A 20707-nucleotide genomic window follows, 5' to 3' on the forward strand; every position below is an offset into this window, starting at 1 on the left:
TTCAATGGATTTCGCTACACTCGGACTCTTTGTACTCGCTGGCGGCGCGAGCCTGTTCATGGCGTGGGTCATCGGCGCGGGTTCCAGCGGTGCGACCCCCTTCGCCCCCGCGGTCGGTGCCAACGCTATCTCGACGATGCAGGCCGCGTTCGTCGTCGGGATCCTCGGATTCCTGGGGGCGGTCCTGCAAGGCGGGAACGTCACCGAGGCGGTCGGCTCCGGACTGATCCGAGGGGTGGTGCTCACCCCGGAGGCAGTCATCCTCGCGCTCGTCACGGCTGCGGGACTGATGGCCGTCGGGATCGCGACGGGCTATCCCATCGCGACGGCCTTTACGGTCACGGGTGCGATCGTCGGCGCCGGGCTCGCGCTGGGCGGGCTCCCAGCGTGGTCGAAGTACGCCGAGATCGGCCTGATGTGGACGGTCGCGCCGCTGGTCAACGCCGGGCTCGCGTACGGACTGGCGAGTCTGCTCCCCCGGGAGGACGTGCCCGAACGGTGGTCCGTCCCGGTCCTCGCCGGGCTGACTGGCGCGGCGGTGTCCCTGCTCGGGTTCGCGGTGCTGGGGCCGGGCGCGACGAGCCGATCGATCGCTGCGACGGTGGCAGCCATCGGTCCGGTCGATGGTTCGATCGGTGTCGTCGCAATCGAAGTGGCCGTCGTCGGGGTGTTCGCGCTCGCGTCGGCACTGGTCGTTCGCGCCTGGATCGGGGCCGACCAGCAGCGCGGCCTCCAGCGATACCTGCTCGTGCTGGGGTCGCTCGTGGCCTTCTCGGCCGGCGGCAGCCAGGTCGGGCTGGCGGTCGGCCCGCTCGTTCCGCTGCTCGAAACTGTCGACCTCTCGCTGTTCGCGGTGCTCGTCGGCGGTGCCGTCGGCATGCTCGTCGGCTCCTGGACCGGCGCGCCGCGGATGATCAAGTCCCTCGCACAGGACTACGCCTCGCTGGGCCCGCGACGGTCGATTTCGGCACTCCTGCCGACGTTCCTGTTCGCACAGACCGCCGTCGCGCTGGGCGTCCCGATCTCGTTCAATCAGGCCATCGTGACGGCGATCATCGGCAGCGGCGCGGCCGTCGCCGGCGGTGACGGCGTCAGCCGATCGAAGATGGGGCGCACGCTCGGTGCCTGGGCCGGCTCCTTTCTTTTCGCGCTGGCGATCGGTTTCGGGACGCTCTCGGTGCTCTAGCGGTCTCGGATCGTCCCGCCGCTGAGCCCGTCCCACTCGACGCGATAGCCGAGGCGCGAGAGGACCGCGCTCGCGTCGTCGATCCCGTGCGTCTCGAGGACGGACTCCGCGTCGCCGAGGTCCATCCCCGCCTCGATCTCGCCGGCGAGCGAGTCGAGTACGCCGGGACGGACGAGCGTCCGGCCGACCCGCTCGTGCTCGGGGAAAGATTTGGCCTCGATCGCGTCCTCGCTGACCCCGTGTGTCTCGGCGACGGCCGCGAGCGTCGTCACGTCCGCCTCGGGGGCGAGGCTCGCGGGGAGATCGGCCACGCTTTCGGCAACCAACCCCTCCTCGTAGCGTCGCAGTGCGTTCCGTACGTCTTTCACCCGGACTGTCCCCGTATAGGGGATCGCGCGGTGGTCGCGCGCCTCGATCTCTGCGCTCGCGTCACCGGTTTCGGTCAACTGGTCGATGTCCTCGATCTCGCCGACCCCGAGTGAGTCGTCGACGGCCACTAGCAGCTCGACGTCCTCCAGCTCCGCCAGGCGGTCGAGCTTCTTCGTGACGTATTCCGGCGTCCAGAAGCCCATGATCTCGAAGTACACCCGGAAGTCGGCGTACCGGTAATCGAAGGCGAAATCCGGGATGACGACGTGCGCGCCCGCGGCGAGCGGCTCGGGTTCGCGCACGAGATCCCAGTCGAGATCCAGCGCCTCGAATCTGGCCGCGAAGTCGGCTTCGACGCCGCTGTCGAAGGTGACCTCGGTGACGGGCTCGTGGTCCGGGACCGTCACGTCACCGTCGGTGAGGACGAGCCGACGGTCGGTGCCGTCGTCGTCGATCGTCGCGACCAGGCGCCACTGGGCGGTTTTCGCGACGCTGCGAAGCAGGCGAGCGAAGCGAGTGCCGTAGCGACGCGTCCGCCGGAAGAGCGCGGTCGGGCCGGTCACGACGACCTCTCGGCCGTCGCCGGTCCGCTCGATCTCGTACATGAGCCGAAGGCGCTTGACTGCCGAGACCACGGTCTTCGGATCGTCGCTTTCGATCCTGACCTCGGTCGCGTCGAACAGCGCGGTCTGGGCCAGCGAGAGATCGTACTGGCGACACAGTGAGTCGGGATCGTAACGTGTCGTGACCTCGGTCAGTATCTGCCGGTCGTCGAGATCCGCATACAGCGACGCTTCGATGTCGTCCGGATCGACCGCGAGGCGATCGGCTGCCCGCGAGAGCGCGCGTTCGCGATCGCGCTCGGTGACGACGCCGACGCGCTCGGCTGCCTCGAACGCGGCCCGACGAGCGCGGTCCGGCGGCAGCGGTGCCCGCGTCTCGAACGTCGCCTCGCGATTCAGGAGTTTGGCGAACCCACGGACGAGCTTGAAGTCGGGTGCGTCGCGTTCGAGGTCGGTTAGCGCCCCGTCGAGTTGCTCGCGCGACTCGCCGACGTGACCCTGGTACGTGCCGATAACGCGGGCCGCAAGGTCGCGGTGATCCCCGCCGACGAACTGGGGGTGGTAGCCACCACCGGCCCGGGAGACGCGGAGCAACTCCTTCGTGAGCACAGTCGAGGTTCGGACAGCCACGCCCATAAGCGATGCCAAGGCACTTGGCGGTCGCCGGTAACTGATCGATCATGGGGAGGACCAGACGTGCGGTACTGACCGCGTTCGCCGGAGCCGTTACCGGTGGCTGTCTGTCCCGCGAACCGGACCCGCCGCCGCGCACGACCGTTACTGAGCAGACGCCACCGGCGGCAGACGGTATCGACACGTCGACGCGCACGCCCGAGGTCGTCGACCAGCAGGTCAGTCGCGGGTCGGACGGCAACGTCAGCATCGACGCGACGATCCGAAACGACGCTCCGTCAGGGTTCGAGGGGTACCTGCTGGCCGAACTCGATTCTCAGGGTCGGACTGTGAGCTCCCAGACCCGCTTCGAGGTCGAGCCGCTCAGCGAACGGACGGTCTCGCTGACCGCCCCGCTCGACTACGAGACATTTGACGCGGATCCGGGTCTCAGACTGTCCGTCGGGACCGAGCCGATTTCGACGACAACCGCGTGACAGTCGTCCAGCTGTACGATACCTGCGGCCCCGCATGCGGCCGGATCGCGACCCACAGTGATATGTATTTGGAGGGTAAATAATCCGCAGAGAGCTGATGTCAGATCCCGACGCACCCGTCGTGCTCATCGTCGAAGACGAACCGGACGTCGCCGAGACGTATAATCTCTGGTTACAGGACGGATACGAGGTCCGCGTGGCCCAGAACGGCGACGAAGCTCTCGACATGCTCGATGAGGACGTCGACGTGGTCCTGCTGGATCGTATGATGCCCGGGCTGTCCGGGGACGAGGTCCTCTCGCGGATCCGCGAGAGCGGCTACGAATGCCGGGTCGCCATGGTAACGGCGGTCGAACCGGACTTCGACATCCTCGAGATGGGGTTCGACTCGTATCTCACGAAGCCGATCCGCAGCGAGCAACTGCACGAGACGGTCGAGAACCTGCTCGAACGGTCGGCCTACGACGGACTCCTCCAGGAATATTATTCGCTGGTCGAAAAGCAGGCGACGCTGGAGGCGACAAAGAGCAGCGCCGAACTCGCCGAGAGCGACGACTACGAGGAACTGACCGAGCGAATCGACGAGTTGCGGGACGACCTGTCACAGACGCTGGGGGGTATCGAGGACGACGACGATTTCATCGCGACTCTGAGGGGGCTCGGCAATGGCGACGAACACTGATCAAACCGGGACAATGTACGATCTCACCAACGTACTCGATATCGACGCACTGGCCTCGGTCAGGCCCGGTTCCACGATTCTCATCTCGGGACCGGCCATGACTGGGAAGGAGGCACTCGCATACGACATGCTGGCGGACGGCGTCGAACAGAACGAGGGCGCGGTGATCGTTTCGACGGGCGATCGGGCCGACAGCGTCGTCGCGGACTTCAGCGAGCGGACCGGACAACAGTCGTTTCCGCTGGGTGTGATCGACTGTGTCTCCGATGCGTCCGGCGGCGAGACGACCGACAGCGGCGTCTACACGCATCACGTCTCCTCGCCCGGTGATCTGACGGGTATCGGGATCGGGATCACCAAAGCCCTGGAGGGGCTCCACGAGAGCGGCGTCGAGAACGGCCGCCTCGCTCTCTCGTCGCTGTCGACGATGCTGACCTACACCGACCGCAAGACCGTCTTCAAGTTCTGTCACGTTCTCTCCTCGCGGCTGGACGCGGCGGGCTATCTCGGGCTGTTCACGATCGATTCGGGTGCACACGACGATCAAACGCTGCAGGTCATCAAGCAGGCCTTCGACGGAATGATCGAGATCCGCGAACGGGACGGCACGCGCGAAGCGCGAGTCGTCGGGCTGACGTCTTCGCCCTCCGATTGGGAGCCCCTACAGTAGCTGGTCGATAAAGTTGACCCAGCGGCGATTGCTTTCGACGTATTCCTCGTGTGCGTGCTGTTTGAGATCGGGTTCACGGAGACTCTTTAGTGCGGAGATCGCCCGATCGAGCCCGACGATCGCATCGGCCAGTTCCTCGGCCTCGTCGGGTGAGACCTCCTCCGTTCGGAGTCGGTTCTTGAGTCGATCACGCTCCCGGTTGAGCGTCGCGCGGACCTCCTGGACGCTCTCGCGTTTTTCCGGCGGGACGACTCCCTGTTTTTTCGTCTCCCAGACGAACGACCGCAGCGCGATCGTCTGGCCGTCGATCGTCACCTCCTCGGGGATCTGTTCGCCGATCGTCGCGCCGCGTTTCGAGATCCGATCGAGGAGTTCCGATCGACGCTCCTCGGAGACGACCTCGCCGTCTGTCTCGCTGGTCATACCTGTACTGGACGGCCTGGCAAAGCCAGTCTTTCGGTTCTCCCCGTCTCGAGATGCGACCTCGTCGCAGGCTGGATAGCAGGTATTATCTCTCCGCCGGTATCGAACGTGGGTATGGACGTTCGCTTACTCGATGCGACCGACGATCCCGAGGAACTGATCTGCCAGGCGGCGCGCAACGACTACGCCTCGGAGTTCATCGCCGACCAGTCCTTCGAGGAGGTCATGTCGACGATCGACGGCGACTCCCTCGAGGACAAACAGGAGACGCTGCTCACGCACCTGTTGGAGCACGGTCACTTCGGGCCCTTCGAGCATCCCCACGCCACCTTCGCCATCGAAGGGGTCAGCCGCTCGTGTATGGCCCAGATCACCCGCCACCGCCACGTCACCTTCGACATTCAGTCGATGCGCTACGTCTCCTTCGACGATGTGGATCCCGAGGCAGTCCGCGAGGGGGAACTCGTCGTCTATCCCCCATCCGCCACGGATCCTGACTGGGTCGGACGCAACCAGGACACCGGCCCTGTCGACGAAGAGACCGTCGAAAAGCGCGAGGAGATCTTCGCCGACACCGTCGCCAATGCCGTCGAGTCCTATCAGGACCTGCTCGAACTCGGCATGCCGCCCGAGGACGCCCGCTTTGTCCTCCCGATCGGCACGAAGGTCAACATCGTGATGACAATGAACCCCCGTATGTTGATGCATATCGGCGATATGCGGGCCGCTGCCGACGCTCAGTGGGAAATTCGGGAAATGACCGAGCAGATTCTCGACCTGGCCGAGGAGTGGGCGCCGATCACATTCGAGTACTACAACGAGCATATGAAAAATCGCAAGAACCGGCTCGCACCTTGACGATCAGCCTTCGGCCGTCGTCACCGGCCTGCAGTCGCCGCTACCAGCCCGTTTTCGTCGTGTAGACCTCGTATTCGCCGGTCTCGTCGATCCCCATGATCGCCCAGTCGTAGTTCGGCTGTCGGCGTCGCAGTTGTCGTTCGAGCTCCCTGCAGTTGCCCTCGCGCGTCACGAAACACCGATACCGTCCGGAGGACGGCACCTCGGCCGGTTCGGCCATCGGCGTCACGTGGACGCGACGCCACTTGCGCTCGGCCGTGATCTCGTCGCCGTCGCTCGACACCGTGTACCCCAGGTCGTCGAAAATCGACCGCGCCTGCGAGTCGAGACGTGTGCTAACAGTCCCCATTCGGGACTGACTACTCCGGCCAGTATATTAAGTGTTGACACGTGACAGCTCCTGGATAGAACTGACAGTCAATCAGAACGTTCCATCGGTTCTCAATTGATCGACGACCTCACGCACGCGCTGTGCGTCGTCTTTGTCGACGACGAGCGTCCGGTCGTCGAAACTCGCGATGACCAGGTCCTCGACGCCGACGGCACTGACGTGGCCGTCAGTAGCGATGACGTTGTTCGAGGCATCGAGGGTGAGCGACTCGCCCAGTGTCACGTTGCCGTCGTCGTCGGGTTCGAGCACGCGTGCGAGCGCGTCCCAGCTTCCCAGGTCGTCCCACCCGTACTCGGCGGGCACGACGGCCACGTTCGGGGCGGACTCCAGCACGGCGTAGTCGACGCTGATCGACGGGACGGCCTCGAACCCTCGCTGTGGGTCACCGCCGTCGAGGGCATCCACCAGCGGTTCGAGTTCGGTGTCGCCGGCGGCGTCGAGAAACGCGTCCGGCGTCCACGCGAAGGTCCCGCTGTTCCAGTAGTAGCCGCGCTTGCGGTATCGCTCGGCGGTCTCTCGATCGGGTTTCTCGGTGAACGACGTGACTTCGTAGAACTCATCGCGGTCGGGTCCCGGTTCGATATAGCCGTAGCCGGTCGCCGGCCGGTCCGGCTCGACACCGATCGTGACCAGCCGTTCGGTGTCGGTCGCGACGCGACAGGCCCGGCGCGCCGTTGGCTCGAATTCGCCGGTGATGCGGTGGTCGCTCGGCAGCGCGAGCATGGCGCACGGTCCCAGTTCCTCGCGAACGCGGTGGGCAGCGTAGGCCAGCGCCGGGCCGGTGTCCTTCGGCGCTGGCTCGGTCAGCACCGTTGCGGACGGAACGAGTTCTTCGACGTCGGCGGCGAACGACGGCCGGGTGAGGACGTACACCCTGTCGGCGAAGCCGGCGCGCTCGACGGTCGCTTCGAGCATCGACTGCTCGTCACCGAACGAGAGAAACTGCTTGGGTCGGTCTCCGCGGGTCGCCGGGTACAGACGCGTTCCGGTGCCGCCGGCCAGCACGACGGCCGCAATCGGTCGGTCCATGCCCGCCTGTCCTCGCCCGACGGGTAAAGAACGCACGGCGACAGACGGCAGGTCGATATATGTGGCTGGGCGAGAAACGTTCGAACGAGCCGGTCGATCCGGCGTGATCCCAATGACCTACACACTCGAAATCAGCGACGATCTCAAAGAGCGCCTCGACGCCCACACGGACGAGGGCCAATCCTACGAGGAGTTCATTGAGGAACTGGTCTCGGTTTACGAGACCGAAGGTGCGTTCCTCCAGGAAGGATACTCGGAATAGAGCGGACCAGTTACCACGTCTCGATGCGACCCTCGCGGATGTCCTCGCGGCAGCCCTCGCAGTCGGGATGGCCGCTCTCGAAACACGACGGCGTTCCGTCGCTGTCGACCGGGACGGCCCGACGCTCGGCGTAGCGACGGCAGACGAGACGCGCGTTTCCCTCTTCATCGACCGGGAGATCGACGGCCGCAGCGTTTCGCGCTCGCTGGTAGGCCGCGCGGGCCTGTGCGAACTGCTGACCCGCTGACCGGACCCTCGTCCGCAGGAACCGTGCGAGCCGATCGTCGTCCATACCGCCCGTTCAGGGCGGCCGCTGGAAGTCTGTTCCGGAATCGTCAACCGTGCCGGCGACTGTCGTATCCCGGTGAGCGACTGCTGGGTCGATTCACTTTCACCGTGGTCGCCGAGGGTTTATCAGCGATGACGACCAACTGCCAGATGTCTCCCATCGAAAACACAGCGGAGACAGTGAGAACATGACTGATTTGCGTACCCAAGCGGAAGAGATACACGAGCAGTTTTCCGACCAGCTCGACATTACGGTCGAGGACGTCGAGGAGCGCCTCGATACGCTGGTCAACGAATACAAGGTCCCCGTCGAAGAGGCACGCCGGAGCGTTACTAACGGCTACCTCGACGAGGCCGACATGGAGCGCGACGACCTCGGCGGCGGTGGAGGCGGCAACGAGCGCGTCGAGATCGCCGACATCGACACGGCCGAGCAGTGGGTCGACCTCACCGCGAAGGTGACCGACCTCTGGGAACCCCGGAGCGACTCGATCGCACAGGTCGGGCTCCTGGGCGACGAGTCCGGGACGATCAAGTTCACCAAGTGGGCCAAATCCGACCTGCCGACCCTCGAAGCGGGGCAGGTCTACGACCTGGGCAACGTCGTCACCGACGAGTACCAGGGCGACTACTCGGTGAAACTCAACCGGACGACGACGATCGAGGAACTCGAAGAAGACATCGAGGTCGGCGACGATACCGTCACTGTCGAAGGCGCACTGGTCGACATCCAGAGCGGCAGCGGCCTGATCAAACGCTGTCCGGAAGAGGGGTGCACGCGCGTCCTCCAGAACGGCCGCTGCAGCGAGCACGGCGAAGTCGAGGGCGAGTTCGACCTGCGGATCAAGGGCGTACTCGACGACGGCAACGAGGTCCAGGAGATCATCTTCGATCAAGAGGCCACCGAAGAGCTGACCGGGATCGAACTCCAGGAGGCCAAGGACATGGCGATGGACGCCCTGGACACGACGGTCGTCGCCGACGAGATGGAGACCGACACGCTGGGTCGGTACTACCGGGTCACCGGTCCGACCCTGGGGCGGTACGTCCTGGTGAACGATCTGGAAGTCCTGGACGATCCGGTCGATGCGGAAAGCGCGCTGATCAAAGCGAGGTCGATCTGAGATGAGTTCGGCACCCACCCGCGAAGTCGCGCGACGCGTCTTCGCACGCGAGTTCAACGACGCGACGTATTCGTTCAAGGAGAGCGACGACGACCGGGCGCCGCTGTACGTCCTACTGCCGACGGGCGAGCGGGCCAACCGGATCTTCGTCGTCGGCACCCTGACCGAGACCGAGGACGTCGGCGAGGACAGCGAGTACTGGCAGGGACGGATCGTCGACCCGAACGGGGACACGTTCTTCGTCTACGCCGGCCAGTATCAGCCCGACGCGGCCGCGATGCTGCGCGAGCTGGAGCCGCCGGCCTACGTTTCGGTCGTCGGCAAGCCCCGCACCTACGAGACCGACGAGGGCGACGTCAACGTCTCCGTCCGGCCCGAATCCATCACGAGCGTCGACGAGACGACCCGCGACCGCTGGGTCGTCGAGACGGCCGAGCGCACGCTCGATCGCATCAAGCGCTTCGAGTCCGACAGTGCCTACGAGTACGCCGAGATGGCTCGCGAGGAGTACGAACTGCCGGTCGAGAACTACCGCCGGTCCGCCCTCGAAGCGCTGGAAACCCTCGAAGACGAGGAGACGGCGACCGAAGCCAGTCCCTAGGTCTCCAGCAGTTCGACGAGATTCCCGTCCGGATCACGGACGAACAATATTTTCGTCCCGCTTTCGGTCGTCTGTGGCTCGCTGAGCGTCGGCACGTCGTCCGGAAGCCCCTCGTAGACGCCGTTCAGATCGTCGACGGCGAGACCGAGATGCGTCGCGCCCGGCTCGTTGAGCGAACCGTTCGTCTGTGACTCGCCGGTCGGCTCGTAGCTGACCAGTTCGATCCGGGCGTCGCCGGCGTCCAGGTGGACGAACTCGGCGCTGGCTCCGGGCACGTCGACGCCAGTCGCGAATGCCTCGCCACCGACGGCAAACTCCGCGAGCACCTCAAGATCAAGTACGTCGCGATAGAAGGCGACGCTCGCTTCGAGATCCGAGACCGTGATGCCGTAGTGGTGTGCTGTCGGGTCCATATCCGAGACGGGGGCGGCGACCGGCTAAACGGCGTCGACATCGGTCCGACTCGGTTCGGTTGTGACTGTTCCGGTCGCTTCGAGCGGTCGATTTATGCTCCCGACCGGCCAACGCCGAATCGATGGCGCCGCGGCTCACCTACGAGGACGGGACGATCAGGATCGACGGTATCGTCCCGGACCTCCCCTTTGTCGAGCGCGATCCGCGGACGGAAACGGCTAGGGCGCCGGCGTTTCGGTATCCGGAACTGCGGGCGTGGCTCGACGGGCGAGGGATCGAGTACGCGGACGAGGTCTTCGACACGCAGTCGGTCGCGTTCGAGACGGCCTACGAACTTCGGGACTACCAGCGCGACGCTCTGGAAGCCTGGCGCGACGCCGACGACCGCGGCGTCCTGGAGCTGCCGACCGGGAGCGGCAAGACGGTGATCGCAATCGCGGCTCTCGCGGCGCTTGCGGTCCCCACGCTGATCGTCGTCCCGACGATCGATCTCCTGGAGCAGTGGCGCGAGGAGCTGTCCCGGGAGTACGACGGACCGGTCGGGCAACTGGGTGGCGGGACACAACGTATCGAACCGATCACGGTGTCGACGTACGACTCGGCGTATCTCCGGGGCGCGGAACTGGGCGACCGTTTCGAGTTCGTCGTCTTCGACGAGGTGCATCATCTCGGCGGAGAGGGATATCAGGAAATCGCTCGGCTGCTCGCGGCCCCTGCCCGAATGGGACTGACGGCGACGTTCGAACGGCCGGACGGCGCACACGAGTCGGTTGCAGACCTCGTCGGCCCTCGCGTCGTCGGGATCGATCCCGAGGAACTGGCCGGTGATCATCTGGCGGCGTACGATATCAAACGGATCGAGGTCGCACTGACGCCCGAAGAGCGCGAGGTGTACGAGCGCCACCAGGGGACGTTCACGGACTACCTACAACAGTCCAACATCCAGCTTCGCAGCGGCGAGGACTACCGTAAACTCGTGATGCGGTCGGGAACGGATCCGGCCGCCCGCGAGGCACTGCTGGCCAAACAGCGGGCGCGGGAGGTAATGATGAACGCCGACCGGAAACTCGAGGTCCTGGCGGACCTGCTGGACCGGCACGCTGAGGACCGGATTATCGTCTTCACGGCGTTCACGGATCTGGTCTATCGACTCTCCGAGCGGTTCCTGTTGCCGGCGATCACCCACGAGACGGGTGCCGACGAGCGCCGGGAGATCCTGCGGGCGTTTCGCAATGGGACGTACTCACGGATCGTCACTGCGAATGTACTCGACGAGGGGGTGGACGTGCCGGACGCGAACGTGGCCGTCCTCCTCTCGGGCAGCGGGAGCGAGCGTGAGTTCACGCAACGACTGGGACGCATTCTGCGGCCGACAGCGGACGGTTCGCGGGCGTTACTGTACGAGGTCGTCACCGAGGAGACGGCCGAACAGCGAGTCGCGAGTCGGCGCCGATAACGCCGCCATCGATACGCACAAGCGGCTCCTGGGTGTACGATCACGTATGATACCGAACCTCGCGGCCGGCGAACAGGTCTTCACGAGTAACGTCTTTCTCGTCACCGGCGAGCGGACCGTCCTGGTCGACGTCGGGAACGACTTCGACGTCTGTGGGGCCGTGCGCGAACACGTCGAAGACATCGACGCGGTCGTCCTCACACATACCCATCCCGACCACGTCGGGAACCTCGACAGCGTCGTCGAGACGTTCGACGTCGACGTCTGGGGCTACGATCCCGACCAGCCTGGCGTCGACCACGCTATCGCGGACGGCGAGACCGTCCAACTCGGCGACGACGCCTACACCGCGCTCCACACGCCGGGGCACAAAGACGACCACCTCTGCTTTTTCGCTCCGGGATCGGGAATCCTGTTCGCGGGCGATCTGATCTTCGCCAACGGCGGCTTTGGCCGTACGGATCTCGCGGAGGGTGATCGAGAGTTGTTGATCGAGAGCATCGAACGGGTCCGGGAGACGGTCGACGAGACGCTCGGGGAGATGCATTGCGGGCACGGCCCGAGCGTCGACAGCGATCCCTACGAACATGTCGAGCTCGCGGCGCAGGCGGCCAGGTTCGGATAGCGCTACGAACCCGCAGCCGAAAGCAGCGCGTCGTACGCCGGGTCGTAGGCCTCGGCGATTGCGGCCGGATCGTCCCGGACCGCGGCGGAAAGCGGCGGCAACGCGACTGTCTCGACCGGATCGATCAGGTCCGTGACGTCCGTCACGCGCTCTTCGAGCGTGCCACGGTCCGGACCGGGCGAACCGCCGGCGATTGAACACCCTTTGTCGTAGCGGCGGCCGTCGTAGATCCGCACCCGCCGCGGCTCGACGACGGCGACGGCGTCGTGATCGAGTTCCGGCAGCGGCCGGGCGATCGCTCCGTAGGACTCGACGACTGAGAGTGGCCGGGCCTCGATCTCCGCCCGCAGATCGGCCTGGGCCGGCTGGTGGTGTCGTTCCATCGCGTCGTTGAACGCCGCGAGCGACTCGACGGCGATCGCGGATTCGACCGGGAACGACTCGCGGACGACGTCGGGGATCGTCGTCGTCCCGTTGACGACGTAGGTGTCCCCGGCCCGGTCGAGGAGGAACTCGCGGCCGTCCTGTTCGAGCACGCCGCCGACGCCGCCCGGCGTGGGCCGCCAGAGACGGTGGACGGCGTTGATATCGGGCGGCGACACGCCATCGGAGGCCGCAGCCGCGAGCTTTCGCGCGTCTTTGCCGTAGAGCGCGTCGTCCTCGGCGGCCGCCAGCACGTCGTCGTGACTGTACCAGAAGTCGTTGCCGGCCCGGGGCTTGTAGCCGGTGGCGCCGGTCCGTTCGACCAGTCCGACTGAGAAGGTCGTCTTCCCGGCGTCGAGTTGCTCGGAGCCGGCGACGAGCAGGTTCATGCTTCGGCGAGGCCGTAGTGGCCGGGTTCGGCGTCGCCGGCCGGTTCGGCGAAGACGAACTCCGAGCTGTACTTCAGCATCCACGGGATCGCCCAGTCGAGCAGGACGTTTTCGGTCTCGACGTCCAGTTCGGCGTCCGGATCGACGCCCTGGAGCAGGCGCGCGACCTCGTAGATCGTGTACATCTTCTCGGGATCGAGGACCTCGCTCGGCTCTCGGAACTCGAGCGGTCGCAGATCGTCGAATTCGGATCGGTCTCTGGGCATACACCCGCTTCGGTCGAGCGACGCCTAAACCTCTCGAAACGGAACGACCGAGACAACCTACTGTCGGAGCAGGCCGAGGCGGTTCACTAGTCGCTGCGGGATCGCGCCGCAGGGAGACACGGGCGACTGTGGACGTAAAACCTATTGTGGCAGGCGCCGCTGGATGGTATATGGGACTGATGAGCAAAATCCTGGGGGAGTCCGGATCGTCCAGGCGAACCGACGACTACGTCGAACTCAGCGCCGATGACTTCGAAACTGACACGGCCGACGCTGACACCACAGTGCGGATCGCACGCATCAGCGATCAGCAGGACGTGATCGATATCAAAGACGCCGTCTACGACGGTGACATCGTCATCGCGGACATCACGCGACACACGACCCAGGACCAGACGATGGAACACATCACGGACGAACTCAAGCAGGTCGCCGGCGAGGTCGGCGGCGACATCGTCCAGAAAGACGACGACCAGTTGATCATCACGCCCTCGGGCGTGGCGATCAGCCGCGAGCGACTCGGGCGGTAGTCCGTCTGCTGATCGTTGTTCGGATAGTGATTCCCAATTCGGGATAGCGGGCGAATATGGCGCCACTCGCATATTCGTCACTTTCTCCCGACTGTTCATCCCGCAGTTTCGGTGACCCACCAGACCGGAGACAACATAGCGAGAGGCTGGGTTTCTCGCGATCCCGATATTCAGATCGGGGAGTTCAGCGTACCGAAATACACCTGCCACGCGAGGGCGGATTTCGCCACGAGACTCAGCAGAATGTACATCTTTTCGCCGAAGAGGTAGTCTCTCCACCGCGAAATTTCCAGATACTGCAGCGCCATATTCAGCGCAAAGAGGTTGAAGAAGACGAAGATCGAGACGTAGATGTAGATGACGAACTCGGGGAACTCACCGCCGCTGGCCGTCACTGTCCCGATAAAGGTGATCGCGATGACGATCCAGGGCACGATCCCGGCGATGACGCCGACCCAGTACGGCATCCAGTCAGTTTCGGTGGTCGACTCGTTGCGCTGTTCCATCAGGAGTCCGCTGAGGTTCATTACGGCGACGAGTCCGAACAACGCGACGAGCGTTCCGAGATCCCAGACACCGGCCAGCATACCGATGACGACGATCATCAGCGAGGCGCTCACAGCGTACTCATACCAGCGGTAGGGATTCATCCCCCGGTCGAGATACTCGACGTACCGGTCGTACAACACGGTCGCGATGGCGGTATGCGCGAACGCGGAAATGAACAGGAAGCCGGCCACGAGCAGCGGGAGGTTCGCGTCGATAAACGAGACTGTGGTCGGAAAGATGGTCTCGGTTTCGGCGTTGAAACCGTATCTCGTCCGTGTGATCGGCCACAGCACCTTGTCGGCCAGGATCACCATCGCCAACCCTTGCAGAAAGTGGAGGATAGCCATAACACCGTTCCACAGACGGAGCCGAGTGTCTCGTGCAGACGTCCGATTGTCTCCGAGCGCGGTCGTACCTGGCGCAGACATAAATCAACTAAAACAGCGCGTGGCAATATCTCTGTTGGTGGTTGTGGCTGTCGTTGATTGCTATCTTGATTCAGCGAGAGAATCCCGCCGTCGACGGCGCTTCGCGCCGTCTGCTCGTGGCGTCTTCGACGCCACGCTGTCGTCGGCCTGTGGCCGACTGCCTAAGGAATCTTCGATTCCTCTCTGTTCACGGCGGGCGTGAATCGCGTCCACTTCAGGACTCATTTACCACGCTTTCTTCACCCTGAGATTTATATTTCTTGCATACATAGTATAACATACACCGAGGCGGTCTGACCGCCCAAGTAAACGGATAATATCGGATTCAGGGAATCTACATTCGAAGGAATCCCCCTTCGGGTCGCTGGATTCCCAAAGTGCGGTAACTCCGAATCCTTTTAGGATAGGAGTAACGGCGGTCTGGCCCCGCCAGGAGACCGGTCATACCGACCAGTCTGCAAACCAGTAAATCTCCCAACGCTTGCGGTGCGGTTCGGGAAGCCTCGCCGTCGTCGGGCGTAGCCCGACTGCCTGAGGGATCTTCTATCCCTCTCCGTTCACGGCGAGGAGGAGGTCACCAACGTCTCAGTACGTCTCGACGTTGACTCCGAGCGCTGCGAAGTCCCCGACGTTGTCGGTGAGGACAGGTTCGTCGTAGATGTCAGAGACTGCCGCGACCATTGGGTCGACTTTGTCGATGCCGCTTTCACCGTCAGCTTGCTGGTCGGCCCGCGCGAGTAGCTGTCCGGCGCGATGGGCTATCGTCTCGTTCTGTTCGACGACCGGATACATCCGGAGCGCGTTCCTGACGTTCCGCCGTTCGTCTTCGTCGCCGAACTCGACACCGTACGAGAGTTCCATAACGACCGGTGAAGGAACCCGCCGAACGGTCTTCGTCTCGGAGAGTTCGATGCCTTTCTCGAACGCCCCCTCGCGACCGTCGAAGAGATCGATCAGGAACGACGTATCGAGGATCACTCGAACCGCTCCCGGAGTTTGTGTTTCTCTTCGGCATCCGTCTCGTGCTTGTTTTCGAGACGATCTCGCATAGTCATTGCCGTTTCTGACGAGAGTATCCCGGCGACGTCTTCGGGCTGAGGCCCCCCAATGAGCCGGCGGAGCGTCTCTTCCATTGTCTCGTTTTCGCGCTTGTGAGCCTTCACGAACTCGTGGAATTCCTCGGAGATACGAACTGATTTACTCATATACCGTATACTCGGATATACGCATTGATCAATCTTCGGCTGCTGTTCGGACTGTCGTTCGAGAGAGCAAGCTCTTCCCTGATGACGAGACGCGAAGCGTCTCGAACCACTTGACCCCGAGTACTTCACCGTGGCCACAGATAGATGCCCTTAGCGATGCTGTCCACAGTGAAAATGGCGGCCTCGGCACTCATTGGATAGCAGTCTACCGGTAGAGAATCGCACGACGTGAGCCGGATACTGCTGGAAAAATTAGTGGTGAATGCGGGAGAGTCTGGCCGCGGGAGTTACAGCGACCAGATGTCGGCGGCCAGTTCGGCGAGGTCGTCCGTGCGGTCCTCGATCTGGTTGGTCTTCCAGTCGATGTGCTGACCCCGGAGTTCGCGGGTCATCTCGTACTGGGTGCTCTTGTACTCCTCCGTCGTCCGCTTGGTCTCCCACGGATCGTTCTGGACTGCGGCGTTCGGGAGTTTCTCGAGCAGCGTCACGTTGCCGAGCATCTCCGCGTAGACGCACTCGAACTCGTCTTGGTCGACGTTGAGGTAGGGCTCCCAGCCTGACTGGTACCGACCGACGGTGAACGCCTTCCGAGGCGCGATGTGCTCGACGCTACCGGTGTGACGACTACCGCCCCATGTCCCCGTCGAACCTGACCGGTAGTGCTCGTGCTCGAGCACGTTCAGGAAGTACCGCGTCTCCTTCCCGGCGTTCCAGTTCTTGTTACTGCTGAGCTTGTCGATGAACTCGACGTCCGTGGGCTCGATCTCTTGGAGCTGGGAGTGGATGTAGTCGACGCTGTTCGGCTCGTCCCAGGCGTTGACCGCCAGGTCGATGTAGACCTGGAACGCCTGTGGCGTCTTGGCCTCGGACTTGTGCCGGCGGAATGCCAGCTTCTCCACGTCGACCGCGAGGCGTTCGAGTTCGCGGTCAGAGAGTCCCTCGAGGACGGCTCGGGTGAGGAGCACCGCCGTCGGACGCGCTCCAATCTTGTCGAAGATGCGGTCGAGGTGGGTGTTGATCTCGGCGCTGGCACTCCCGACCTCCGCCTTCACGACGTCGCTGTACGTCTGGACGTACTCGCGGAGTTCGACGACCCACTCGTACAGCGAGAGGCCGTGCGGGGAGAGCCCTCCGTTGATCAGCTTGTCGATGGTGGGGACGATGTCGCTCTCGCCTATCTTCGTCCCGGTACCCCACGCCGGCGCGGCGATGAGCACGTAACGGACCGCTCTCGCCGGCCGGAGGTCCTCGAGCACATCCTGGAGCTTCAGCCACTCCTGGAAGACCGCCTGGGGGTCCTCGTCGGGGTCGCTTGCCGCTTTCCTCAGTACCCGTGCCTTGGCGGTGTCTACCGGGCTCAGGTCCGCTCCTCGGGACTGGTCCGAGAACACCTGGTACGGGGAGTAGGCGTCGCTGAACTGGACGGTGTCCATGATCAGACCACGCATGAGGTTGTCGACCAGGTCCTCGAGGTCGGACTTGTCCTCCACGCGGGCTTCCATCTCCTCTCGGATGACCGTGCTGGCGTGCGCTAGAATCTCGTGTGCGACTGTCTGCGTTGGGTCGTCGAGGAGGTTCGCGAACGCCGAGTCGTCGGGCACCGTGAGGTGCATCTTCCGCGAGAGACCGTCGCGGGTGCGCGTCTCCAGGTACGTCGACTCGAGGTGGGTGGCCGCGCTGTCGTCACCGAACTGGTTTCGGTACAGATCGACCGCGTGCGCGAGCACGATCTGGGCGGTACCCATCCGTTGCTGCCCGTCCAGAACACTCAGACGGGTCGCACCGGACCCGAAGGGGTTGTCATTAATCGTCGTCAGCTTGAGCGTCCCGAGGTAGACGCCCTCGGGCCGTGCTGACGCTTCGTCGATCTTGTCGAAGAACTCACGGATCTGCTTCTCCTCCCACGTGTACAGCCGCTGGAGCTCGACGTCCTCCTCGAGTTCCATCGTATAGATGACGTTCCGAGAGAACATCTCGTGGAAGGAATCGACTCCCGGCGCGATTCCGTGGTTGCTCCCGCTATCGATTGCCATGACAATCACCTCGGGAGCGCGCGATGTGGTTGGCTGTCTGTGCCGGACTGCCCCTGCGGGAGGGGCGCCGGCGAACGGGTGCCGACGAGTGGACCCGTTCCGTTTCCGTCTCGTATGGATGTTCACCGCTGCCGGTCAGCTGGCGAACATCGCTTCGCATTTCTTCCATGCGTTGGGTGTTCGAACGTTGGCGGTACACCCAGGACAGAAACGCTGAAGAGCTTGGGCACTGTATTCGCGCCCAAGCCCCAGGTCGGCTGTCGCTGGGGTGACCCTCCGGACCAGACCAGTGTAACCGGACGTGGTCCGAAGGGAGCGATCCTGGAGGGACGTGCCAGCGTCCCTCCCCGTCTCCGATTCTCGGTGAGCCGAGGGCATCGTCGACGTATACGCCCGTTGGTCTGTCGGCGGTAAAAGTCTTACTGTCTATACTGGTGAGAATTTCTCACCATGAGAAATTAGCGTGTATTTCCGGACATGTCGCTTCGGACCCTCGCCCTGGATAGATGCAACGCGGTTGCGCCGGGGTAACGTAATTCTCACTGTGGGAATATCGAACCAATATAAGTGTTCAACCCTCAAAAAGATTATCACCGTAGAGTTCGGAGTAGTCGGTATGACACCCGACAGCGGGGACTCTTCCGAGATCTCTACTATTGACGTCGCTCCGTCGGGCCGAATCGTCGAAACCCTTGCCCGCCGAGAGGCCATCCCCAGCGTCAAGGAGCAGGTCGATAATGCCATCGACGCCGCGCGCAGGCACAATTACCTCATCGAGCAACAGTCCGAGAGCGTCGGAGAGAAGATTACAGACGCACGGATTGAAATCGAGTTTCCCACCACTGACGACGAGGAACAAGATGACGCCGGCGAGGAACAGGCCGAAGTCGAGGAGGAAAGTGGTGACTCACAAGACCGTGATAATCAACCCGAAGAAGAGCCCTACATAGAAATTTGGGATAACTGTGGGGGCCTTTCCGAAGACCGGCACGCGATTGTTCTGCGGCCCGGAACGTCTGCGAGCGAGGAGGCTGAAGATCTCCCGCAACTTCCTGACGCGATTGGATGGGCGGGTGTCGGTGCCATCAGAGGTGCGATGTCACTCGGACATACCGTCACCTTTGCAAGCCGCCGCGAAGGCGAGGAGATGGGCCACAAGGCGACGGTAACGCTCGACAACTACACGAGCGACGAGACGGAAATCCCACTAGAACCTTATGAGATGGAGGAGGGAACCTCGTTCATCCGCATCGAGGATCTCACCATCGCTCTCGAGGAGGACTTCGGTGAAGACGGAGCCGAACTCATCGAGGAACTCGCGTCGACGTACTCGCTTTTCCTCGGTGGGGAATTCCCCGGTGTTCGAGAAGAGGACGGCCTCGAGCCCGACATCGATCTCGATCTGTACGTCAATGATACTCTGGTGAACGACCGGGTCCAGGCCAAAGACTACGACTGGGCCTTCGTCCCGATGGATGATCTCCACCCGCGCACAATCCGGGGATACGAGGTTAACCCCGAGAAGTTCGACGGCATCTCTGAGAGGCTTCGGGTCGATTTCACTGTTGGTCTTCTACGAACCAAAGACAGCAGCAAGATGGGGTTGACCCTCTACGCGAACCGACGAAAAATTCTCGACGCAGAAACTGAGAAAGGACTGAACCGACAGTTCAATTTCAACTCATTTAATCCTGTTACCCAGGGCCGATTATGTATTCTTGTGTCGATCAGAAGCGTCGAAGAACCATCCGATATCCCGACCACTGACGAGAAAGATACTCTAAACTTCGACTATACCACGACCAAGGAAATCCTGAAAGCGGTTGGCCGGCTGGGAGTGGAGTACCAGCGCCATTCGATGAGTAAGAAACTCCCTGTACCAATCACCAAAGCGTATCCTCGTGGTCACCCGCAGGCGAGTAACGGCGGCGAGATTGAGGACCACAATTACTCAAGTGATCCAAATGATCTGGAGGACGTTGGTCGAAAGAATATCACCGACAAGCCAGGCCAACCTGCTGAATCTGGACGATACAACGATTTCGTGGAGTACCCGCGCGTTCGAGATATCATCAATACGCACGCGGAGCTGGGAATTTGGTGCCCAACAGTCCTATCTCCTGAATATCGCCCTGCCTATGTAGGGATCACTGAGGAAATCGCCGAGGAGTATGATATCGAGCCGACAAAGGGCTATTACGAAGGTCAGTTCGACGAACTCCATGACGATCCCTACTGGCTCGAGGACCCCATCGAAGTTACCGATGGCCCGGGTGAGGAGTATGATACGGAAACTAAAATGGAGTATCTCACCGAACTCGCGCGGTTGCACGCCCGCGAAAATGTCTACTATACTGGCCTGCCAAAGTTTGAGGACCCATTCTATAAAGAACAACTCGTGACTGCAGGTGCGTCGCTCGATGAACTTGAAGCAATCGACAAGTTGCCAGAAGAACTTCAACCCGAATCGCCGAAAAAGCCTGAAGAGCCTGACGAAGAAGACGAGGAGACAGAGAGTGAGGATAGGAGAGGGGTCATTTCAGAAACTACAATCGATTATATCCTCACTACAGAACAGAGATCCAGAATCGAAGACCAACATCTTCCTTCAGACTACGAGTCTCTCGAAGAGGCTGATGAAGAAGCAATCGCCCAAATCCTCAGATCCGTACTCGAAGAGACTGAGGAAGCAGAAGAAAAGCTACAAAGTATACAAAATATGATACAAACATAGCTCACCATCTGCTAAATTTTGCGTAGGGTCGAGATCTATTGTGTAGTTTATTCGACGAAGTCCTCGGTACGATTCTTGATGTGGTCGGGTTTCCAGTCTG

Annotated in this window: 24 protein-coding genes; 12 read left to right on the forward strand and 12 right to left on the reverse strand. The window is 62.7% G+C overall.

Features of this window, described 5'->3' with window-relative positions; translation table 11 throughout:
* Positions 1-4 precede the first annotated feature (4 nt).
* Positions 5-1186 (forward strand): inorganic phosphate transporter, encoded by a 1182-nt coding sequence (locus HSEST_RS03945; RefSeq protein WP_229122272.1) that lies wholly within the window; start codon positions 5-7, stop codon positions 1184-1186.
* Here the strand turns inward: HSEST_RS03945 and HSEST_RS03950 are convergent.
* The gene (locus HSEST_RS03950) at positions 1183-2727 is read right to left on the reverse strand and encodes a DUF790 family protein (protein WP_229122273.1); all 1545 of its coding nucleotides are present in this window, start codon (positions 2725-2727) and stop codon (positions 1183-1185) included. The genes HSEST_RS03945 and HSEST_RS03950 overlap by 4 nt on opposite strands.
* 71 nt (positions 2728-2798) lie before the next feature.
* Between HSEST_RS03950 and HSEST_RS03955 the strand changes: the two genes are divergently transcribed.
* The 3 genes from HSEST_RS03955 to HSEST_RS03965 all read left to right on the forward strand — a co-directional run bounded on the left by HSEST_RS03955 (position 2799) and on the right by HSEST_RS03965 (position 4579).
* Positions 2799-3227 (forward strand): hypothetical protein, encoded by a 429-nt coding sequence (locus tag HSEST_RS03955; RefSeq protein ID WP_229122274.1) that lies wholly within the window; start codon positions 2799-2801, stop codon positions 3225-3227.
* Positions 3228-3324: 97 nt separating this feature from the next.
* A complete protein-coding gene (locus tag HSEST_RS03960) occupies positions 3325-3909 on the forward strand; it encodes a response regulator transcription factor (RefSeq protein WP_229122275.1) in 585 nt (194 codons plus the stop codon).
* The gene (locus HSEST_RS03965) at positions 3893-4579 is read left to right on the forward strand and encodes an RAD55 family ATPase (protein ID WP_418886532.1); all 687 of its coding nucleotides are present in this window, start codon (positions 3893-3895) and stop codon (positions 4577-4579) included. Before HSEST_RS03960 ends, HSEST_RS03965 begins: the two co-directional genes overlap by 17 nt.
* Here HSEST_RS03965 and HSEST_RS03970 read toward each other — a convergent pair.
* Positions 4571-5002 carry a DUF5788 family protein gene (locus HSEST_RS03970; RefSeq protein WP_229122276.1) on the reverse strand — a complete coding sequence of 144 codons (432 nt, stop codon included), beginning with the start codon at positions 5000-5002 and terminating at the stop codon, positions 4571-4573. The genes HSEST_RS03965 and HSEST_RS03970 overlap by 9 nt on opposite strands.
* Before the next feature lie 114 nt (positions 5003-5116).
* Between HSEST_RS03970 and thyX the strand changes: the two genes are divergently transcribed.
* Positions 5117-5860, forward strand: coding sequence for an FAD-dependent thymidylate synthase (thyX, locus tag HSEST_RS03975; protein WP_229122277.1), 744 nt, complete (start codon positions 5117-5119; stop codon positions 5858-5860).
* Between the two features lie 40 nt (positions 5861-5900).
* On the opposite strand, the gene HSEST_RS03980 is transcribed toward thyX, so the two are convergent.
* Both HSEST_RS03980 and HSEST_RS03985 read right to left on the reverse strand, forming a co-directional pair.
* Positions 5901-6209: a DUF7116 family protein gene (locus tag HSEST_RS03980; protein WP_229122278.1), complete on the reverse strand. Its 309-nt coding sequence runs from the start codon at positions 6207-6209 to the stop codon at positions 5901-5903.
* Positions 6210-6281: 72 nt separating this feature from the next.
* Positions 6282-7280, reverse strand: a complete 999-nt coding sequence (locus HSEST_RS03985) for a mannose-1-phosphate guanylyltransferase (RefSeq protein ID WP_229122279.1) — start codon at positions 7278-7280, stop codon at positions 6282-6284.
* Between the two features lie 112 nt (positions 7281-7392).
* Here HSEST_RS03985 and HSEST_RS03990 point away from each other — a divergent pair, with 112 nt between their 5' ends.
* Positions 7393-7542: a DUF7557 family protein gene (locus HSEST_RS03990; protein ID WP_418886541.1), complete on the forward strand. Its 150-nt coding sequence runs from the start codon at positions 7393-7395 to the stop codon at positions 7540-7542.
* A gap of 10 nt (positions 7543-7552) precedes the next feature.
* Here the strand turns inward: HSEST_RS03990 and HSEST_RS03995 are convergent, their stop codons facing one another.
* The gene (locus tag HSEST_RS03995; RefSeq protein WP_229122281.1) at positions 7553-7834 is read right to left on the reverse strand and encodes a DUF7091 family protein; all 282 of its coding nucleotides are present in this window, start codon (positions 7832-7834) and stop codon (positions 7553-7555) included.
* Between the two features lie 184 nt (positions 7835-8018).
* On the opposite strand from HSEST_RS03995, the gene HSEST_RS04000 reads away from it, so the two are divergent.
* Together HSEST_RS04000 and HSEST_RS04005 are read left to right on the forward strand one after the other, a co-directional pair.
* Entirely contained in the window at positions 8019-8954 is a 936-nt protein-coding gene (locus HSEST_RS04000; RefSeq protein ID WP_229122282.1) for a replication factor A, read from the forward strand.
* A 1-nt stretch (position 8955) separates the two neighbouring features.
* Complete coding sequence (locus HSEST_RS04005; protein ID WP_229122283.1) at positions 8956-9555, forward strand: RPA family protein; 600 nt, start codon at positions 8956-8958, stop codon at positions 9553-9555.
* Here HSEST_RS04005 and HSEST_RS04010 read toward each other — a convergent pair.
* Positions 9552-9968 (reverse strand): VOC family protein, encoded by a 417-nt coding sequence (locus tag HSEST_RS04010; protein WP_229122284.1) that lies wholly within the window; start codon positions 9966-9968, stop codon positions 9552-9554. The two genes, HSEST_RS04005 and HSEST_RS04010, sit on opposite strands and share 4 nt — an antisense overlap.
* Positions 9969-10090: 122 nt before the next feature.
* On the opposite strand from HSEST_RS04010, the gene HSEST_RS04015 reads away from it, so the two are divergent.
* Positions 10091-11425 carry a DEAD/DEAH box helicase gene (locus tag HSEST_RS04015; RefSeq protein ID WP_229122285.1) on the forward strand — a complete coding sequence of 445 codons (1335 nt, stop codon included), beginning with the start codon at positions 10091-10093 and terminating at the stop codon, positions 11423-11425.
* A 46-nt stretch (positions 11426-11471) separates the two neighbouring features.
* Positions 11472-12050, forward strand: a complete 579-nt coding sequence (locus HSEST_RS04020; RefSeq protein WP_229122286.1) for an MBL fold metallo-hydrolase — start codon at positions 11472-11474, stop codon at positions 12048-12050.
* 2 nt (positions 12051-12052) lie between these two features.
* On the opposite strand, the gene HSEST_RS04025 is transcribed toward HSEST_RS04020, so the two are convergent.
* Both HSEST_RS04025 and HSEST_RS04030 read right to left on the reverse strand, forming a co-directional pair.
* Entirely contained in the window at positions 12053-12862 is an 810-nt protein-coding gene (locus tag HSEST_RS04025; protein ID WP_229122287.1) for an ATPase, read from the reverse strand.
* On the reverse strand, positions 12859-13128 hold the full coding sequence (locus HSEST_RS04030) for a DUF5827 family protein (protein ID WP_229122288.1): 270 nt from the start codon (positions 13126-13128) through the stop codon (positions 12859-12861). Before HSEST_RS04030 ends, HSEST_RS04025 begins: the two co-directional genes overlap by 4 nt.
* A gap of 170 nt (positions 13129-13298) precedes the next feature.
* Here HSEST_RS04030 and sepF point away from each other — a divergent pair, with 170 nt between their 5' ends.
* Complete coding sequence (gene sepF / locus HSEST_RS04035) at positions 13299-13658, forward strand: cell division protein SepF (protein ID WP_229122289.1); 360 nt, start codon at positions 13299-13301, stop codon at positions 13656-13658.
* A gap of 170 nt (positions 13659-13828) precedes the next feature.
* Here the strand turns inward: sepF and heR are convergent, their stop codons facing one another.
* From heR to HSEST_RS04055, 4 genes are all read right to left on the reverse strand, one after another.
* On the reverse strand, positions 13829-14635 hold the full coding sequence (gene heR, locus HSEST_RS04040; protein WP_267491907.1) for a heliorhodopsin HeR: 807 nt from the start codon (positions 14633-14635) through the stop codon (positions 13829-13831).
* 585 nt (positions 14636-15220) lie between these two features.
* Positions 15221-15613, reverse strand: coding sequence for a PIN domain-containing protein (locus HSEST_RS04045; protein ID WP_229122291.1), 393 nt, complete (start codon positions 15611-15613; stop codon positions 15221-15223).
* Positions 15610-15840, reverse strand: coding sequence for a hypothetical protein (locus HSEST_RS04050; RefSeq protein WP_229122292.1), 231 nt, complete (start codon positions 15838-15840; stop codon positions 15610-15612). The genes HSEST_RS04045 and HSEST_RS04050 overlap by 4 nt, the downstream gene beginning before the upstream one ends.
* A gap of 287 nt (positions 15841-16127) precedes the next feature.
* Positions 16128-17873 (reverse strand): DUF262 domain-containing protein, encoded by a 1746-nt coding sequence (locus HSEST_RS04055; RefSeq protein WP_229122293.1) that lies wholly within the window; start codon positions 17871-17873, stop codon positions 16128-16130.
* Between the two features lie 616 nt (positions 17874-18489).
* Here HSEST_RS04055 and HSEST_RS04060 point away from each other — a divergent pair.
* Positions 18490-20607: an ATP-binding protein gene (locus HSEST_RS04060; protein ID WP_229122294.1), complete on the forward strand. Its 2118-nt coding sequence runs from the start codon at positions 18490-18492 to the stop codon at positions 20605-20607.
* Positions 20608-20707 lie beyond the last annotated feature (100 nt).

Origin of the sequence: Halapricum desulfuricans (assembly GCF_017094465.1) — an archaeon.
In the GTDB taxonomy this organism is placed as follows: Archaea; Halobacteriota; Halobacteria; order Halobacteriales; family Haloarculaceae; genus Halapricum.

What these genes read in the sequence shown, in the direction of transcription:
- HSEST_RS03965 (WP_418886532.1), top strand. Translation starts at nt 3,893, where the DNA reads ATGGCGACGAACACTGATCAAACCGGGACAATGTACGATCTCACCAAC.
- HSEST_RS04025 (WP_229122287.1), bottom strand. Translation starts at nt 12,862, where the DNA reads ATGAACCTGCTCGTCGCCGGCTCCGAGCAACTCGACGCCGGGAAGACG.
- HSEST_RS04050 (WP_229122292.1), bottom strand. Translation starts at nt 15,840, where the DNA reads ATGAGTAAATCAGTTCGTATCTCCGAGGAATTCCACGAGTTCGTGAAG.
- heR (WP_267491907.1), bottom strand. Translation starts at nt 14,635, where the DNA reads ATGTCTGCGCCAGGTACGACCGCGCTCGGAGACAATCGGACGTCTGCA.
- HSEST_RS03995 (WP_229122281.1), bottom strand. Translation starts at nt 7,834, where the DNA reads ATGGACGACGATCGGCTCGCACGGTTCCTGCGGACGAGGGTCCGGTCA.
- HSEST_RS03985 (WP_229122279.1), bottom strand. Translation starts at nt 7,280, where the DNA reads ATGGACCGACCGATTGCGGCCGTCGTGCTGGCCGGCGGCACCGGAACG.
- sepF (WP_229122289.1), top strand. Translation starts at nt 13,299, where the DNA reads ATGGGACTGATGAGCAAAATCCTGGGGGAGTCCGGATCGTCCAGGCGA.
- HSEST_RS03980 (WP_229122278.1), bottom strand. Translation starts at nt 6,209, where the DNA reads ATGGGGACTGTTAGCACACGTCTCGACTCGCAGGCGCGGTCGATTTTC.
- HSEST_RS03990 (WP_418886541.1), top strand. Translation starts at nt 7,393, where the DNA reads ATGACCTACACACTCGAAATCAGCGACGATCTCAAAGAGCGCCTCGAC.
- HSEST_RS03960 (WP_229122275.1), top strand. Translation starts at nt 3,325, where the DNA reads ATGTCAGATCCCGACGCACCCGTCGTGCTCATCGTCGAAGACGAACCG.
- HSEST_RS04005 (WP_229122283.1), top strand. Translation starts at nt 8,956, where the DNA reads ATGAGTTCGGCACCCACCCGCGAAGTCGCGCGACGCGTCTTCGCACGC.
- HSEST_RS03970 (WP_229122276.1), bottom strand. Translation starts at nt 5,002, where the DNA reads ATGACCAGCGAGACAGACGGCGAGGTCGTCTCCGAGGAGCGTCGATCG.
- HSEST_RS04010 (WP_229122284.1), bottom strand. Translation starts at nt 9,968, where the DNA reads ATGGACCCGACAGCACACCACTACGGCATCACGGTCTCGGATCTCGAA.
- HSEST_RS04055 (WP_229122293.1), bottom strand. Translation starts at nt 17,873, where the DNA reads ATGGCAATCGATAGCGGGAGCAACCACGGAATCGCGCCGGGAGTCGAT.
- HSEST_RS04000 (WP_229122282.1), top strand. Translation starts at nt 8,019, where the DNA reads ATGACTGATTTGCGTACCCAAGCGGAAGAGATACACGAGCAGTTTTCC.
- HSEST_RS03945 (WP_229122272.1), top strand. Translation starts at nt 5, where the DNA reads ATGGATTTCGCTACACTCGGACTCTTTGTACTCGCTGGCGGCGCGAGC.
- HSEST_RS04020 (WP_229122286.1), top strand. Translation starts at nt 11,472, where the DNA reads ATGATACCGAACCTCGCGGCCGGCGAACAGGTCTTCACGAGTAACGTC.
- HSEST_RS04030 (WP_229122288.1), bottom strand. Translation starts at nt 13,128, where the DNA reads ATGCCCAGAGACCGATCCGAATTCGACGATCTGCGACCGCTCGAGTTC.
- HSEST_RS03955 (WP_229122274.1), top strand. Translation starts at nt 2,799, where the DNA reads ATGGGGAGGACCAGACGTGCGGTACTGACCGCGTTCGCCGGAGCCGTT.
- HSEST_RS04015 (WP_229122285.1), top strand. Translation starts at nt 10,091, where the DNA reads ATGGCGCCGCGGCTCACCTACGAGGACGGGACGATCAGGATCGACGGT.
- HSEST_RS04060 (WP_229122294.1), top strand. Translation starts at nt 18,490, where the DNA reads ATGACACCCGACAGCGGGGACTCTTCCGAGATCTCTACTATTGACGTC.
- thyX (WP_229122277.1), top strand. Translation starts at nt 5,117, where the DNA reads ATGGACGTTCGCTTACTCGATGCGACCGACGATCCCGAGGAACTGATC.